The organism is Agarivorans sp. QJM3NY_30 (assembly GCF_050870855.2).
Classification (GTDB): domain Bacteria; phylum Pseudomonadota; class Gammaproteobacteria; order Enterobacterales; family Celerinatantimonadaceae; genus Agarivorans.
On record NZ_CP194038.2, the window covers coordinates 4237072 to 4253923 of the forward strand.

Consider the following 16852-nt stretch of genomic DNA (forward strand, 5'->3'; position numbering starts at 1 on the left):
CCCACTATCACGGCCAAATCAATAATAAATAACGTAAACGATCTAACTGAACCAAGGGCGTCGCAACCACATCAGCATAGGGCTTGCCCTCTTGATAAGCAAAACGACTAATCAGCGCAACCGGATAACCTTCAGGAAATACCCCCCCCAAACCAGATGTGACTAATACATCGCCTTCAACAATATCAGTACTACGCGGAATATGCGGTAACTGTAACCGACCCAGCTCTCCGGTGCCATTCGCCACCGCCCGGATGTCATTACGGGCAATCCGCACTGGAATGCCATGACTGGCATCGGTGATCAATAGTACTCGACTGGTGGTGGTGCCCACATGTAGTACCTGGCCAATCACTCCCACATCGTTAATCACCGGCTGACCTTCGAACACACCATCAAGTTGACCTTTGTCGATCACCACTTGATGAGAAAATGGATCCGAATCCACCGCCATAATTTCGGCCACCAGCTTGCGACTATCGTGACGCACAGGCGAGCCCAGCAAGGCGCGTAAACGAGCATTTTCCTTGGCTAAACTTTCCAACAATAACTGATCCGCCCGATTCAGCAACAGCTGTTCTTTTAAGATGTTATTCTGCTGTTTTAGCTGTTGACGAGTCTCCAACTGATCAGACATTGAATCCATCAACTGACCCGGCATATTGGCAATATATTGCAAAGGACTGACCAATGAATGCAAATAGATCCGCCAAGGCTGAAAGGCCAATAGTTTACTGTCGGCGAAGATAAGAAATAAAGACAAGGCAATCGCCAATAAAAGGCGAAGTTCTATAGATGGACCTGAGCCGAAGATGGGTTTCATCGGTCTTTACCTGAATAATTTTCTGAGTGATTTAGAAGAGAAATGGCGAGGCTAATCAAGCACTCGCCATTGCAGCGGATTTATTCGTAATGAAATAAATCGCCGCCATGCATATCGATCATTTCAATGGCCTTACCACCACCACGAGCAACACACGTGAGCGGATCATCAGCAACAACAACCGGAATACCGGTTTCTTCCATGAGTAAACGATCTAAATCACGCACCAAAGCACCGCCACCGGTCAATACCATGCCACGTTCAGAAATATCTGAAGCTAACTCCGGCGGGCTTTGCTCTAAGGCAACCATCACCGCACTCACAATGCCAGATAAAGGCTCTTGCAGGGCTTCTAAAATTTCATTGCTATTCAAGGTGAAACTTCTTGGCACACCTTCCGCTAAATTACGCCCACGAACTTCTATTTCGCGCACCTCATCGCCAGGATAGGCAGAACCAATCACGTGTTTAATGCGTTCTGCAGTTGCTTCGCCAATCAAGCTGCCATAATTGCGGCGCACGTAATTAATAATCGCATCGTCGAACTTATCACCGCCGATCCGTACCGAAGATGAATAAACCACTCCATTCAATGAGATAATAGCCACTTCGGTGGTCCCGCCACCAATATCCACGACCATCGATCCGGTCGCTTCCGATACCGGTAAACCTGCACCAATCGCAGCGGCCATTGGCTCATCAATTAAATACACCTCTCGGGCACCTGCACCCATCGCCGATTCACGAATGGCGCGGCGCTCAACCTGAGTAGAACCACAAGGCACACACACCAAGACCCGTGGGCTTGGGCGTAAAAAGTTATTATCGTGAACCTGTTTGATGAAATGCTGCAACATTTTTTCGGTCACATAGAAATCGGCAATCACACCGTCTTTCATAGGACGGATCGCTAAAATATTACCGGGAGTACGCCCCAACATTTGCTTGGCGGCATGTCCTACAGCCGCTACACTTTTAGGGCTACCACCACGTTCTTGACGAATCGCGACAACTGAAGGCTCGTTAAGCACGATCCCCTGATCTTTAACATAAATAAGTGTATTAGCTGTTCCTAAGTCAATAGACAAATCGTTAGAAAACAAGCCTCGAAGCTTTTTAAACATAGCTAGGCAAATCCTGAGAAGAAATAGTATCGATGATAAGCGATTAAAACTTGGCTCACTTTACCAATGCAGGCCAAGATGAGCAAGCATACTCTGGTTTCAAACAAAGTATAGTGAGGACTATCACCGAAGATCAGACTTCACCACAGCGGTGTTGCACATTTTATAAACAAAACAGCAGGATCGATAGACTTTCAAGCTGATGAGTAAGGCCGTATATCAATTGAGCCCGATAGCTGCGACTCATCTGGTGATACTGATCGCTCGTTTGGCGAAGCCAAGCCAGTAAAGTGCAACCGCGAATCTGAATTGGCTGATGCCGTATCAATCCACCGAAGCCTCAAGCTGGAGCTCCAATCGCTCTACTTTTGTTATAAAACATGGCTTAAGTCTCGCCTCTTAACAGCCCTTACAACAAGCGACCACTCACTTTGAAACAAAAAAAACCGCAAAAAAATTAAGCGAAGCCTAGCAAATAAAAATAATATAAATCATAAGCTTGCACTAAGAAAGTCCCAACAACTGCATCAAGCTGATTGACCAACGCGAGACACAGACCTTAAGTTCTGATGCTCACTGAACACGAAACGCTTTGTTTAATAGAGCATCCGCCGCTCAATCACGCGCTCACTCTGGCGGAAGATCCCAAAACTCACTTCTCCTGCGCCGGCTTGATCATCATTATCATCGAAACGGCCGTCTCCATTCCAGTCATCGCGCAACCAAAGGTTAGCAGGATGATTATCAGGATTGAAGTCTAACCAATACTGCACGCTGCCGGTGTTATTTTGCCCCGGAGAAGCAAAGTCAAACCACAAAATGCCCTGATTTATCGCAGACGACCTGACCTTCACACGGCTGGCTCCTTCCCCCACAGCTGCAATTGTTTCTAAGTTCGAGGGCAGTGCCGCCGCTTCGGGCGCAACCTGTAGTATATTCTGACTCACATCGGTACAAGTATCCTCAGTATTGGCTTGATAACGGCCATTTAAGAAATATTGCACCTCACCAGTTGCCGCGATCGGCTGCAACTCAGAGCCATAAGCATTGTTCAAACGCAAACGCCCGTGGCGAAACTCCGGCGCTTGACCTAAGGAACAACTACCATCGTCATTACAGTTAAACTGCGCGCCATCTTGATCGATTAAAACCAGTCCAATCTCCATGTCGCGAATCGGCTCTTCGCCAACCACGCCTTCGCGCTTAGTTAAACCGGAACTTACGGGGGAAGAGAGCTCAAACCAGCCTTGCGACCAGCCTTGCGGCACCGGGTCGATGAGCCAGCGTTGATTCACCTGCTCATCACTCAAACCACCTAACTGCCAATGATCCTTGGGCTCCCCGCCCTGAGCCACCACCTGCACCCGATAATCGGTAGCTGAATCATAATTCTTAACCAAGTCTCCACCAGTATTATAGGCGCCAATCTTCCAGCTTAACTGTTGTTGCGGTTGACCCAAATAAGTAAAACTGCCACAGCCCGCGCGAATCTCTGAGGAGTCAAGGCCATAATATGCCGGATAAAAGCGGCCTACATCAACGCTGCCTTGCGGCGTAAATACCTCACCATTGGCCGCGGTCAGTGGAAAAGTATAATCGAGATAAGAGACAAGCTGCGCCTTTAAGGCGATACTCCCCACCTCATTCCAGGCTAAACCCTCATAAGTCGCCCGCCCATTCTCCCAAGTCACATCAGCTACCGTTAGCTCACCATCAAACACCTCTATCGGGCCACTCCCATCGGGATCGAGTGGAGTATTTAATTGATGACTGACTTTCACCGCCTGACTCGACTCGGGCTTAAAATTAGCCGTGGTACAATCTGTAAGCGGGCCATCGCAATTGCCCTTCAGCGCCACCAGTTCAGCCTCAAAGGGCGCGCCGGCGGCAACAAAGCCATCTCCGCTTGAGGCCGTCCCCTGCGGGTTCTCCTTCCCGCTTGGGGAGCGAACATCGCTCCAAACAAAACGCTCTGGCAGCCAATCCAGGTTGACACTGGCACGTAAGGTCTGCAGACCCTCATCATCTATACTGTCATTTTTATCCCAAAAATTTACCGCAATCTTGCCAGCATCGGGATAAACCAAGGCGATGCTCTCACTTTGACCAGCGGTAAACTGAACCTTCACATCGCTCGCCTCACCCTCTGCTGCGCCCACTACAGTCCCCTTCACACTCAAGCCCTGCGAGCCCTGACTGGGGTTTAGGTAGTCACTCCAAAAAGATAGCGATTTCTCGCCCGTATAATTGACGATCTGCGCGCAGCCCGGGCCATCTTGATTTTTACCCACGGCGGTTAAGCGCAAACGCGCATCGGTATTCGCGATATGCGGGTTCTCCCCATAGCTGCCGCTTAGTTCAGTTTTGAAACCGTAGGCTTTAAAATCAACATTCTGACTATCAAAAATACTGCCATCCTGAGCTTTCAGACTGGTCTGTCCCTCAAGGGCATGAAAGATACTCAGCTGCACTTGACCTTGATCATCGGCTGCAAAAGTATACTGAGCCGCACCATTCATACTCGGGCTTAAGCTGCCATAACCGTTGTTGGCCTGATTGAGGATTGCCCATTCGCCATTACCGCTACTGCTGCTTAAATCCACCGAGCCGAGAAAGCTTTGATCAACCGCACCATCCAGCAGCGCGGTTAAAGTAACGGTATGCGCTTCACAACTTAAGCCGATAGAGGCCACTTCCAGTTTTAGCGCCGCCTCCCCCACCGGCGGGTCACCAATACAGGTTTGAAATTGACTCGCAGGAATAATAGTTAAGCGATGCTCACTAGGTTTTTGCCAATACAGATAATAATACTCATTACCTGTATGTTCATGATATCGAAACTCAACTTTGTGCCAACCTTTTGCCAAGTTCAGAGACACTCGATTTTGCGGTTGTTCAGATTTACTATGTAGACCATAGTAGCCAGTGACCACTTGCTCATCAATCAGCAGCTCAACTGCATCATCCCCATCCACCGCAAACTGGTAAGTCCCTGATTCTGGGGCATTCAAATAACCGCTGATAATTCCCAGGTAGTAATCTTGTTGTGAACTGTGAGGATTCACATCTCGGCCGCCACCATTAATCCGAGTTAAAATAGAGCTGCCTAAATAGTATTTCTCTACCGCTTGTTGCTTAACAAGCTTCTGGTACTGCTTAGCATTTTCGGGCGAACGCGGTTTTCGCTCACTATTCCAAGGGCGACTATCATAAGTAGAAAAATTCAAGCCCGCAGGACAAACTGGCGGTGGGGTATATGTGCCTTCACACATCGGCGAAAAATCGACTTCGCCAGCATTTGCAACACCGTAAACTTTGCTGCCTTGGGCTAAGTCTATAATTTTGTGTCGAGAGAATAAGGCTCCGCTGACTTCGGCTTGGTACTCTAGGCGAATATTTTTTCGAGCATAAGCAACAAATGCAGCTTTGGTCTCCTGAGCTAACTCAATTCTGTCTCGCGTATAAATCGCTAATCGTAGCGGATTGCCATTGAAATTAAGTTGCGATTGATAGCCAGTAATAAAGTGTTCTTTAACAAAGATTTTAACGGTACCGCTGTTGCCCAGCACTTCGAGCTTTGCATTACCCCCGAGATCAAAATTTCCATCGATCCAATAGCTTCCTGGTGAAAGGCGCAAAACACTCTGGTAATCCAGAGCAATATTTTTGATGAAATACTCATCGCGTTGGCTTGAAAAAGTAATGACACTTCGCGTGCCGCCTCGAATATCGCCAAAATTATCGGTGTTGTAGGCCCCGCCACCAAGCGTAACGCTCTCTTGATAACCAACATTGACGGACTGGCCTCGACTTTTTTTCTTAACGGCAACATTAGTCCCGTCATTAGCTAACTCACCGCTTACCCGGCAATCTCGGTTGGCGTCAGGACAGGTATATGTGAAAGAACCCTCGTTATCTATATCCGCAACATCCAACTGACCTTGATTGGAACCAAATATTTGCGCTTCATAACCGATGGAAAGTACCGAATTTGGCGCTGAAGACGCGATTGGCCCTGAGAACACTTCACCACATTCCACCGCCCAAACACTGTGTGACACCAATAAGCTTAAGGCCAAACCAGAAGCACCATCAAACAACAAACGAACAACCTGCTTTAAATAGTTCATAAGGAACTCCGGGTCTGTACCCTTTGGCTGCGTTGTACCGCCACCCCACCTGCGCCACAGCTGGCGGTGGCGCTCAAATCAAAAAAGCGCGTATCAGATAACCCCACCGCCGAGACCGCCAGGTGATTACAGCGAAGCTGCACACTACACTTGGCAAAACCTTCACCGGTCAACGTGGGATTTGAGTTCACGTCGGCACAATCAGCAGGATTAGGCAGATTAAGCGGAAATAACTCGGACAAGGCCTGCTCCAAGCCCGATGCCGCGGCCAGGTTGGCCCGGGTGCCCAAGACCTCCCAGGCGGCATTGCGCGAAGTATCTTGGATCATGCTGCTTAAGCCCGCCCCCAGCAGCGCCATCACCACAATCACAAACAAAGCCACCAGCAAGGCGCTACCGCGCTGGCGGTCGCACCGACAGGGTAAGCGATACAAACTACGGTTGGTTGAGCACCACAATGTCATGATTAAATTCCACTACTTCATTATTTTCAACAAAGGCCAGGCGCAGATTCACTAAACCGTTTCGGGTTAAGCTGGGCTCAACAACCCGAAACGGCTGAACCGAGCTTGGCATCTGTAGTTTACTCGCCATCAACATCCCATTGGTAGCACTCGCAGGCTGGTAACGGATTAAATTGCTGCCTTCGACACAGTAGCGCACCGGCTCACTAAGAATAAACAAACGCTGCGCTGGAGAACCACTGGCAAAACTCACCGAATTGGCAAAATTGAGCGTACTCAGCCCTGAACCCGCATCTGCGCTCATGCTATTTAGACAAAACACTTTGCCGGTCTCTAAATCACAGCCAGCGTCGAGCAACTGACCCACGCCATTTAAAACTTCATTGCTACTTAATACATAAACACTAGCCCAAGCATCGCCCTGCGCCGTGACCACCGGCTGGCTTGGGGAAGTGACCACACTGGCAGAAACTGCACTATTCGGGGCAATGGGCAGGTCAATATAGGTATGACTGGAAAGCGTTGGCACAAAACTCAGGCAATAATCAGCTTGATTATTCTTATTGGGATCCAAGCGAGCACTATTGGGTAGGCTATTATGCAACTCCCGACTCAAACGTTGCAGGGCAAAACGCGCCTCGCCGAGCAATACCTGGCGGTCGGCCCCTTGGCGATAAATTAAGCTACCGGTACGAATAAAATCACTGCTGGCGATGGCTAAAATCGCCAGCAGTACCATGGTGAGCACTAATTCGATGAGGGTGAAACCGCTCGGGCGCTTCATCAGTAATTCCACCGATAGGCACTAAAAGCATAGTCTACCGAATTAGGTGCTCTCACCCACAGGTCAATCCGTTTCGCCTGATTTTGCCCATGCTCCGAACTATCAATCGCCACTCGATAACTATAATGACGATACACATCGGCTAAATCGACGCCCAGACTATCGTCGATGGTGATATACCGGCCATCGGTCACATAATCATCCACATCGTTATACTGCGCACGGCTCTCGCCATCGGGACCATAATTTGCGCGAGTCGTACAAGTTTGAGAAGCGGTTGGTGCAGACGCTTCGCCGCAACGCCAGAGGCCTCCGCCCGTATGATCAGAGCGCTGGTCAAAGGATTTGGTCAAGATCTCATTCATCAGACTGGATCCCAACTCAGCGGCGCGGATCTGATAAACCGGATCGATGCTACGCCGCGCCAAAGGCGCCACAAAAGAGCTTATCACCACCAGTGCTATCGCCATGACCACCATGCCAACCACCAGCTCAATCAGGGTAAACCCGTGCACCACCGCACGGCTCACAACATGCTTATTCGGCATGAATGTAACCCTCCGCCTCAATCACAATGGCTTGGCGTTGCTCTCCCTGAATAGTAATACGGCAAGGCAGGCGACGACACAGGCTGGAGTCGGCGAGAATGACTCGCCCCATGCCATCAAATACCAGCTTTCCCTGACTCACCGTGAGTCGCTCAGAGAACTCGACCGTGGTCGGACCGATGGGCTGGTCACGGCAACGACCACTCGAATCAACTTCACCAGAATAATAGGAGTGGGCACTTATTTGCAGGAAGAAGCAGCGCTGATAGTGATTCATCGCCTGAGTTTGCACCAACTGCAAACGACTCACCAGTTGCTCGCGTAAACTCAGTTCATCAACACCACTACGTAAAAACTTTGGGGCCACCGTCACCGCCAAAATAGCGATTAAGATGAGAGTAATCACCAGTTCAACCAGAGTGAAACCGGTATAACGGCAATGAGGTCTTAGCGGGATATGCAAGTGCACCCAAAATTAATAAAGGCTAGCCGAAGCTAGCCCTTAACTCATTAACAGCCGCCAGTAAAAGCGGTAATCACTGGCGTTGCGCCATTAGCAGCAGACTCGGTATATTCGACACGACATTTATCCGTATCTGCTGCTGCACTATTCGGTTCAGTGAAACCTGCAGGGGTGATCACCACCGGGGCGGTGCCAGTAATAGTCCAATTGGCAGTCGGTAAATCTATCCAGCGATTACGTTCAGCCACTGTGGTTAAAGCCGCTTCGGCAGGATAGCCAAATGCCGTAGTAACATCCCCGCCACCGATTTGAATAGTGTCATCGGCCTCGGCTTCTACACCATCAATCGCTGCACGGCTATAAACAATATTAATACCGCCACGCAAAGCGCCTTCAAGGCCTGAAACCGTCGATGTACGCGCATCGTTCGACAGATTCAGAAATTTTGGTGCGGCGGTCACCGCCAAGATCCCCAAAATAATAATCACAATCACCAATTCGATGAGCGTAAAGCCTTGTTGTTTCATTGTTTTCATTTCTATATCCTTAGAAAATTATTGATTTAAAATCGTTAGTTAGGAATATTGGTAAATACCCGCCCCGCGGCAGGCTGATAGCTAAAATTATTGAATGATGTTTCATCACTTCCTGGGTTTAAATAACTGCCATCGCCACTTTTTGCCAAGGAATTCACCTGATAAAAGATACAACGGCTGGCTTCTGCTGCACCGGTCACGGTGGCATAATACTTATAGTAATCGCCTTGGGTCGCCACTTCGCTAAAATTGGCGGTAGCTCTTGCTGGATTCTGTAAGATTGCCTCCCATACCTTAATACATTTGCTGCCCGAAATCGTCCCCGGGTCCACCGCCTCATTGTCACTACTCATTGGATAGCCGGGAGCCACACTGCCATTACTAATTTGCGCCGCCGTTGGCGTGGTTAAATACAGTTGCTGGGCGTCATAAATCACTTTATTTTTACCGTTTTCACTGGGACGGCCTTCGGCTTCCCACTGCGCTCGAGCTAAGGAGACCCCTGTCGCAAAACCACCTGCAACGCCCTCTAAACTTGCGATTTTGGCCTCATCGGTAACATCTAAAAATCGGGGTAAAGCGGTCGCCGCCAAAATGCCGAGGATCACAATCACAATCACCAATTCAATAAGCGAGAAACCACTTTGCTGAGTCCGCAGCGCGCCTGCTGTTGAATATTTCGTCACCTGCCATCCACTCCCATCAATCATCATCGATTTGTCACCAAGCCCTGGCTTGCGTGGTAAATAATTTCACCTTGCGGCGCCAAATGGTAATAACAGCGCTGCTGCTGATACTTGGCCTTGGCTTGCGCTTCAAGACTGAATTCAAAACCAATCATATACCGCCACAATTGCAAACACTGTGCAGTTGAACTCACTTGTGGCCAACCAGCATCATTCATCTCCAGCCTAAAACTATCGACGTCTGCCGCTTGCGGATGCTCTAAAGCTTGCTGATATAAATTTAAGCTTAGCTGCTTGGGTCGCGACTGGGCCAACCACAAACCATGAAACACTCCTAACTGAGACTTCCAAGTTTGCGTATACTCTTCTACAAGCTGTTGTTCTGCATGGTTTATTGTCCTCATTAGGCTGGCTAAAAGCAACCATACAAGCAACAAAACAATGGATAGACTCACTAGCCAACGAAAACGAGCCGAGTGAGAAGACATTTTGCGGTTCTCCCGCTGTCTAGCCACCCCTGACAGCTCGCATCATATCCCACATTGGGGTAAAGATCCCCAGCGCTAAAATCAACACCATCACCGCAACAATGCAGATTAAAATAGGTTCGATCCGCGCGGTCAAACTCTTCAAATCATAGTCCACTTCACGTTCGTAAAAATCAGCGGCTTCGGCGAGTAGTTCATCCACTTGACCAGTCTCTTCTCCCACCGAGATCATTTGCAGTACCAATGGCGTAAATAAACCACTCGCGGTGGCGTTACGCAGTAAGCTTTCGCCCCGTTCAATCCCACGCCGCATGTCAACGATCCGCTCAGCCATGAAGGCATTATCTACCGCCGCCGCCACCAGCGATAAGGCTTGGTTAAGCGGAACACCGGCGCCAAGCATCATCGAAAAACTACGCGAGAAACGGGCTAACAATGAACGCTCAATCACCGAACCCACCACCGGTAAACGCAAGCGGGTTTTATCCCAACGCAGCCGCCCCGCTGGCGTGGCTACATACCCACGAACCGCAAAAATTGCAGCCACCACAGCCACCAATAACCAGGGCCAATAGTTCACAAAAAAGTTCGAGGTGCCAATTAATATTCGGGTTGCCAAAGGCAGCTCCGCATTAAAACGACCAAAAATTTCGGCAAACTTAGGGATCACAAAAATATTAAGGATCACCATTGCGATCACAATTGCTAAGATCACAAAGGTTGGATAACGCATTGCCGTTTTAATCCGTTTACGGGTATCCATCTCCAACTCAAGATATTGGGATAGCTGCAAAAATGCTTGCTCCAACTGACCGGTATTTTCGCCAACATGCACAATACTAACAAACAGCTGCGAGAACACTTTAGGATACTCCGCCATCGCTGTCGAAAGCGTTCGTCCACTACTGAGCGAATCGTAAACGCCAGCCAATGCGAGTTGTAAACTCTTGCTATGCGCGCTCTCGGCTAAGCCATTAATCGCTCGCATAATTGGGATCCCAGCCTTGGTCAGCGAATACATCTGCCGCGTAAATACCACCAGCTCATCTAATTTGATCCGCCCTTGCCATAGGCCACTTAAATCGAGCGTGCTCAAGCCCTGACCCTTGGCTTTTATTTCGGCAATTTTTATCGGCGTCAATCCTCGGCGAAGCAAACTTTCTGCCACTGAATTTTGCGAACTCGCCTCTAGCTCGCCATCGATTAAGCGACCACTACTATCACGAACTTGATAGTGGAAAATAGCCATTAGTGGGCCTCATCCAAATCGCCCACGACCGAGCCGTAGAGATCAATCTCTTCCACTAAACGTAATACCTCTTCAACCGAGGTAATGCTTTGCTTCGCATAATCTAGCGCCGCCAAAGAGAGCGGACGGTAGGAAGCAGCGGCTTTGGCCACTTTGGAAAATTCGTCAGGGTTTTCCCGTCGTAAACATTCCATCATTGCTTCGTTTAATTCCAGTAATTCAAATACCCCAACACGACCTTTATAACCGGTGTAATTACAACTTTGACAACCGCGCCCATGATAAAATTTGCTCTCTGACAAGTTGTCATTGCTCAAATGTTCTAACCAAACCTTCTGTTCCGAAGTTAATGGCTGCGGGTGTTTACAGTTTTCGCATAAACGGCGCACCAAACGTTGAGCAATCACCGCTCGCAAGGAACTCGCCACCAAATATCCTGCCGCACCCATATCAATTAAGCGTAGCGCACTGGTAATGGCATCGTTGGTATGTAAGGTGGTTAAAACCAAGTGACCGGTTAAGGCGCCACGCAGGCCTATTTCTACGGTTTCTTGGTCACGCATCTCCCCGACTAATAAGATATCGGGATCTTGACGTAAAGTGGTCCGCAGAATGCTCGAAAAATCGAGGCCGATCTTAGTGTTCACCTGCACCTGGTTAATCCGAGGCAATCGATATTCCACCGGATCTTCCACGGTGATAATTTTAGCGCCGGGTTGATTTAATTCGGTTAAGGCTCCGTATAGAGTGGTGGTTTTACCACTCCCGGTTGGCCCCGTCACCACAATCATGCCATGTGGGCGATGCAGCTGACGACGAACTCGCTCCATGATGTCTGTGGGCATGCCCGTTTGTTCTAAGGAAAGGATCCCTGTGGACTGATCCAGCAAACGCATCACCACCGATTCTCCGGCTTGAATTGGCATCGTAGATACCCGCACATCGATGGAATGACCCCGAACCTTAATATTAAATCGGCCATCTTGAGGGAGACGTTTTTCCGAAATATCTAGGCCCGACATCAGCTTCAAACGTAGTACTAAGGCAGAGGCTATTTGTACTTCGTTGAGCACGCTTTCTTGTAAAACGCCATCAACCCGTTGCCGGATCCGCAATACTTTTTCGTCAGGTTCGATATGAATATCAGAGGCCCCGACCTGCACCGCATCTTCAAATAACGACTGCAGCAATTTAACCACCGTGGTTTCGTTGCTCTCATCATTAGCGGTAACCAAACCAATATTGAACTCATCGCTACTGGCATATTCTTCTTTTAATTCTTGAGCAAAACCTTCAATTTCACGGGTTCGACGATAAAAGCGATCAAAAGCCTCTAGTACTTGAGACTCTCGAACCACTACATATTCAAGCTGATGCGGAGACAATAAACCCGCCAGGGTATCGGTCGCCGAGAGATCAGCCGGATCGGAAATGGCCACGGTTAATACATCAGCATCTTTATGGATCACCAATGCTCTTAAACGTCGAGCATGTACTTCACTCAGCAATACCGCAGCATTGGCATCCACCGCAATTTGTCCTAAATCAACAAAGGGGATCCCTAACTGGCGCGCTAAAAATTCTAACAGCTGAACTTCGCTAATCACACCCAACTCAATCAGCGCTGCGCCCAATTTTTGTCCGGTTTGTTTTTGTTTGGCTAAGGCCTGACTTAGTTGTACATCGCTAATCACCAGTTCATTAACTAACAAGTCGCCTAAGCGCATACGTAATTTTGGTTGCGCCATCGTTATTGCTCCAACTGCCGAATACGGCTGGTGACAAAATCACCGGTTTGACTAGAAAGTTGCCCCATTTGTTCGGCTTGATGATAAGCCGCCAACGCTTCTTTATAATGACCCAGTTTATCGTTGGCAATCGCGTAACCCAGCCACCAACGCGCGCGAGAAGGTTGTTGTTTTAGTAACAAGCGATAACTATCAAAGGCTAACTCGGTTTTATTTAAGCGCTGCGCCAAACTCGCTAACATGGCGTAATAATCAACGTTCCCTGCCACCTCTGGCCGCTGCGCATCAAGGTAGAACAAAGCCTGCTGCCAATTCTGTTGTTGAACAAAGATCCGCGCCAACATCAAACGAAATCCACTATGTTGCGGACTCAGTTGAATCCCCGCTTCAAGTAAGCCAACCGCACGACTAACATCGCCACGACCAAACTGTAAGGCAGCCAATTGTTCGCGAACCGAATGCGCACGAGGATCTAATTGCAAGGCCTTACTAAACTCACTGCGTGCTTGCTCTAAACGTTTGTTATCCAAGGCCTCCATAGCGCGTCGGGTGTATAAGTCAACGCGCTGCTCCAAGCTTAAGGTAATGGGGGTGATTTGCAAACTGGCCGTTGTCGATGCCGTGTCTAACGGCTTCGCTTGAACTTGTGTCTTGTGCGGATCATCAAGCGCAGCAACCGAGCGCGGCGCAAACTTTTCGACTGACTTGCGGGGGATGGCAGCGGATGTTTCTTGGCCGACCTCAGGGGCGACGGACTGACTCTGCCCTGCGGGCTGAACCACGGCGCTTGTTTTCAGCGAAGCAGCCTTGATCATCGGCTTTAATGGCATCACTTCACCAGGCGCGACTAGCAATGAAGGCGTCTCGGCGGCAATACTCGGACCCTTTTCAACGATAGGCAAAGTGACAGCCATTGCGCTAGCAACTGTTTGTAAATTTGGCTCTTCTACTGATGGCGTTACAGACGACTGAGGCTCTGAACTATCTGCTTCAGTCAGCACCTTTACATCACTATCGATATGAATGCTCTGAAAATAACGCAGTGCTAACCAGGCAGAAACGGAGAGAGCTAACAAGACCACCGCCATCAGTAAGTAGGCTCTTAAACTACGCCCCGAATCGTCCACCAAAGGTGACATACTCTGCGGATTGGTCTGCTGTCGTTTATCTAAATCTTTCAGCATTTGATTAATCACACTCATTGCCTGAGCCCCCACCAGAAAGCAGCGGCAATACCAAGTCCAAGAGTGATGACCAAGCCCATCACCCCCAAACTATTGCGCCTAAAGCTTGCATCCTCGGTATCATCAATCGCCTGCTTCACCATTGCCACACTCACTTGCTGAGCACCTTGCCCATAACACAACATCAATACTTTATGGGCGAGGATATTGATCAATCTGGGGATCCCACGACTGGCGTCGGTTAACATGTTTAAGGAAGCCGCGGTGAATAATGGCCCTCCGCGATAACCACTCAAATGCAGGCGATGTTGAATATAACTGGCCACTTCATCTTTTTGCAACGCTCGTAAACGATATGAAAAAGAGATCCGTTGCCTTAATTGACGTAATTTGGGGCTCGCTAAACGCTCGTCTAGCTCCGGCTGTCCAAATAAAACCACATGTAATAACTTACGCTGTTCGGTCTCTAAATTACCGAGTAAACGGATCACTTCGAGCGCCTCATCGCTGAGCGCTTGGGCCTCATCAATAAGCAATACAACCGGCCGATCTTGGCTGGCGAACTCTATGAGTCGATGATTCAGCAGTTCCAACAACTGATGAGCTGAACGCTCAGTTTCAAGCATCAGACCCAGTTCACTGGCTAAAGCGGCATGGATTTGTTCAGCGGATAAACTGGGGTTAGGCAAATAAGCAAATTGATATTGCTCGGCCATCTCGTTAAGCAGCTTACGGCACAATAAGGTTTTACCGGTGCCGACTTCACCACTCACTTTAATAAAACCTTCCCCCGAAGCAAGTGCCGTTTCTAAGACCTGAATCGCTTCATGGTGGGGCAACAGCGCTTGATACAGGCCGGTGTTTGGCGTTAAACCAAATGGCGCTTGAGAAAGGCCAAAATACTTAAGATATACCGCCACTAAATCCGCCTAATTATCTTCTGGGTACCATGTATTTAGCAGCTTTTGAGACTTCTTCAGCTCATTCTGCCAAGTTTGTTGTTGCACCACCGTAGGCTGGATTAAAATAATCAGTTCAGTTTTAGAGCTTGCCTTAGAGCGGTTGGTAAATAACTCGCCGAGGCCAGGAATAGAACCAATAAACGGAACCTTAGAGACTAATTCTTGCTGCTTACTACGCATCAAACCACCAATCACCACCACATCTCCAGAATGAGCCTTAATCACCGTGTCCGTCTCGCGAATATCACTTTGTGCTAAGGGTAAGTCCAAACTCCCCATTTCGCTGCCAAAGTTAATCTCTTTACGCTGCTCAACCACATCGGTTACCGAGGGGTGAACATGTAACAATACTTGACCATTATCATCAATTTGTGGTGTCACATCTAAGGCCACGCCAGAGAAGAAAGGGGTCAGCTCTACGGTCGGAGTGGTTACCGTTGAAGTACCACTAATCGTGGTACTGGAGACATCAGTCACAAAATATTCGTCGGTCCCGACTTTAATCACCGCCTTTTGATTGTTCGAGGCCGTAATTCGTGGACTGGAAAGCACATTCACATCACCTTGAGTTTGCAGCAAGTTGACCACTGACTGGAAGTTACCTTCAGTAATCGTGAGCGCCCCTCCTCCCCCAAGAACACTGCTAATCGCATTACCCGGTAGCTGTGACACACTGTTAAATAAAACCTCGGTCGAGCCGATTAAATCACCCGCGTTGGTCCAATCAATGCCCTGTTGGTAACCATCACTTAAGGTCACTTCGATAATTTTTGCTTCGAGGATGACTTGGCGTTGTAAGTTAGTTTCTGACTGATTCAAGAAAGCCTTAATGGTACGTATTTCATCAGGAAAAGCCCGAACTGTGACTAAGCCGGCTTGGGGGCTCACCACGACCATTCTGCCATCCTCCGCATAGGCTGAAGCGCCATCATTACGGCTATTCAAGCCAATCATGCCGCGTAATGAGTCTTCCAACTCTGACCAAAAGCGCGTTTCAGTTGAAGATTCAATGCGAGTACCATCAAAACTATCGCTACGACTCGAATTGCTATTTGAACTATTTGAACTATTCGAATTACTATTTGAAGAATTGTTCGAATCACCGCTACTAGAGCCATTGTTACTATCTTGATTAGCCGTAATCCCTCCAGAGCTAATCCGAGTTCGCGTATAGCCATAGCGCTCGAGCATCAAATAATTTAGCGGTATGGTTTCAATACGCATGCCCGCAGGGTAAACATGTAACACTTTACCGCGTCGTTGAATATCATAACCATACATATCGGCGACCACATCAATGGTCTCTTTGAGCGTCACCTCTTTCAGCTGAAGGCTTATTTTTCCTTCAACTCCGGGATGTATCGCCACACTTAACGGGGACCCCTGAACTAAGGCAGGAAAAAATGCCTTGGCTTCGACATCACGCGCATTCACATCAAAGCGGTGCTCTGTCTGCAATAAATCATCTTGTTGTAAAGCTAACTCAGGCATCAGTTCCGCCTGAACAGCATCGGGCAAATCTAAAGCAGGTTTAGGTATATCACTTTGCTGCTGAGCTTCCGTGATCGCTTGCTTCGCTTCGCTGGGATTGGGGCGAGGAGTTGTTTGACAAGCATTTAATAGAACTGCCGCCAAGCCTACAAAAATCCATTTCATATACATC

General features: G+C 48.6%; 15 protein-coding genes. All 15 read right to left on the minus strand.

Features of this window, described 5'->3' with window-relative positions; translation table 11 throughout:
* Nucleotides 1-7: 7 nt before the first annotated feature.
* Complete coding sequence (gene mreC / locus ACRRSX_RS19135) at nt 8-823, minus strand: rod shape-determining protein MreC (RefSeq protein WP_432455992.1); 816 nt, start codon at nt 821-823, stop codon at nt 8-10.
* Between the two features lie 80 nt (nt 824-903).
* Nucleotides 904-1947, minus strand: coding sequence for a rod shape-determining protein (locus ACRRSX_RS19140; RefSeq protein WP_432455991.1), 1044 nt, complete (start codon nt 1945-1947; stop codon nt 904-906).
* A gap of 596 nt (nt 1948-2543) precedes the next feature.
* Nucleotides 2544-6077, minus strand: a complete 3534-nt coding sequence (locus tag ACRRSX_RS19145; protein ID WP_432455990.1) for a DUF6701 domain-containing protein — start codon at nt 6075-6077, stop codon at nt 2544-2546.
* Nucleotides 6074-6541, minus strand: coding sequence for a hypothetical protein (locus ACRRSX_RS19150; protein WP_432455989.1), 468 nt, complete (start codon nt 6539-6541; stop codon nt 6074-6076). The genes ACRRSX_RS19145 and ACRRSX_RS19150 overlap by 4 nt, the downstream gene beginning before the upstream one ends.
* Nucleotides 6513-7325, minus strand: a complete 813-nt coding sequence (locus ACRRSX_RS19155) for a PulJ/GspJ family protein (protein ID WP_432455988.1) — start codon at nt 7323-7325, stop codon at nt 6513-6515. Before ACRRSX_RS19155 ends, ACRRSX_RS19150 begins: the two co-directional genes overlap by 29 nt.
* Nucleotides 7325-7873 (minus strand): type IV pilus modification PilV family protein, encoded by a 549-nt coding sequence (locus ACRRSX_RS19160; protein ID WP_432455987.1) that lies wholly within the window; start codon nt 7871-7873, stop codon nt 7325-7327. Before ACRRSX_RS19160 ends, ACRRSX_RS19155 begins: the two co-directional genes overlap by 1 nt.
* Nucleotides 7863-8336: a pilus assembly FimT family protein gene (locus tag ACRRSX_RS19165; RefSeq protein ID WP_432455986.1), complete on the minus strand. Its 474-nt coding sequence runs from the start codon at nt 8334-8336 to the stop codon at nt 7863-7865. The genes ACRRSX_RS19160 and ACRRSX_RS19165 overlap by 11 nt, the downstream gene beginning before the upstream one ends.
* A 47-nt stretch (nt 8337-8383) precedes the next feature.
* Entirely contained in the window at nt 8384-8872 is a 489-nt protein-coding gene (locus tag ACRRSX_RS19170; protein WP_432455985.1) for a prepilin-type N-terminal cleavage/methylation domain-containing protein, read from the minus strand.
* 35 nt (nt 8873-8907) lie between these two features.
* Nucleotides 8908-9585, minus strand: a complete 678-nt coding sequence (locus ACRRSX_RS19175; protein WP_432455984.1) for a pilus assembly FimT family protein — start codon at nt 9583-9585, stop codon at nt 8908-8910.
* Nucleotides 9582-10046 carry a hypothetical protein gene (locus ACRRSX_RS19180; protein WP_432455983.1) on the minus strand — a complete coding sequence of 155 codons (465 nt, stop codon included), beginning with the start codon at nt 10044-10046 and terminating at the stop codon, nt 9582-9584. Before ACRRSX_RS19180 ends, ACRRSX_RS19175 begins: the two co-directional genes overlap by 4 nt.
* Nucleotides 10047-10065: 19 nt before the next feature.
* Nucleotides 10066-11295: a type II secretion system F family protein gene (locus ACRRSX_RS19185; protein ID WP_432455982.1), complete on the minus strand. Its 1230-nt coding sequence runs from the start codon at nt 11293-11295 to the stop codon at nt 10066-10068.
* On the minus strand, nt 11295-13043 hold the full coding sequence (locus tag ACRRSX_RS19190; protein WP_432455981.1) for a GspE/PulE family protein: 1749 nt from the start codon (nt 13041-13043) through the stop codon (nt 11295-11297). Before ACRRSX_RS19190 ends, ACRRSX_RS19185 begins: the two co-directional genes overlap by 1 nt.
* A 2-nt stretch (nt 13044-13045) precedes the next feature.
* Nucleotides 13046-14245 (minus strand): tetratricopeptide repeat protein, encoded by a 1200-nt coding sequence (locus tag ACRRSX_RS19195; protein ID WP_432455980.1) that lies wholly within the window; start codon nt 14243-14245, stop codon nt 13046-13048.
* Nucleotides 14242-15147 carry an ExeA family protein gene (locus ACRRSX_RS19200; RefSeq protein WP_432455979.1) on the minus strand — a complete coding sequence of 302 codons (906 nt, stop codon included), beginning with the start codon at nt 15145-15147 and terminating at the stop codon, nt 14242-14244. Before ACRRSX_RS19200 ends, ACRRSX_RS19195 begins: the two co-directional genes overlap by 4 nt.
* 9 nt (nt 15148-15156) lie before the next feature.
* A complete protein-coding gene (gene mshL / locus ACRRSX_RS19205; protein WP_432455978.1) occupies nt 15157-16851 on the minus strand; it encodes a pilus (MSHA type) biogenesis protein MshL in 1695 nt (564 codons plus the stop codon).
* Nucleotide 16852: the final 1 nt, after the last annotated feature.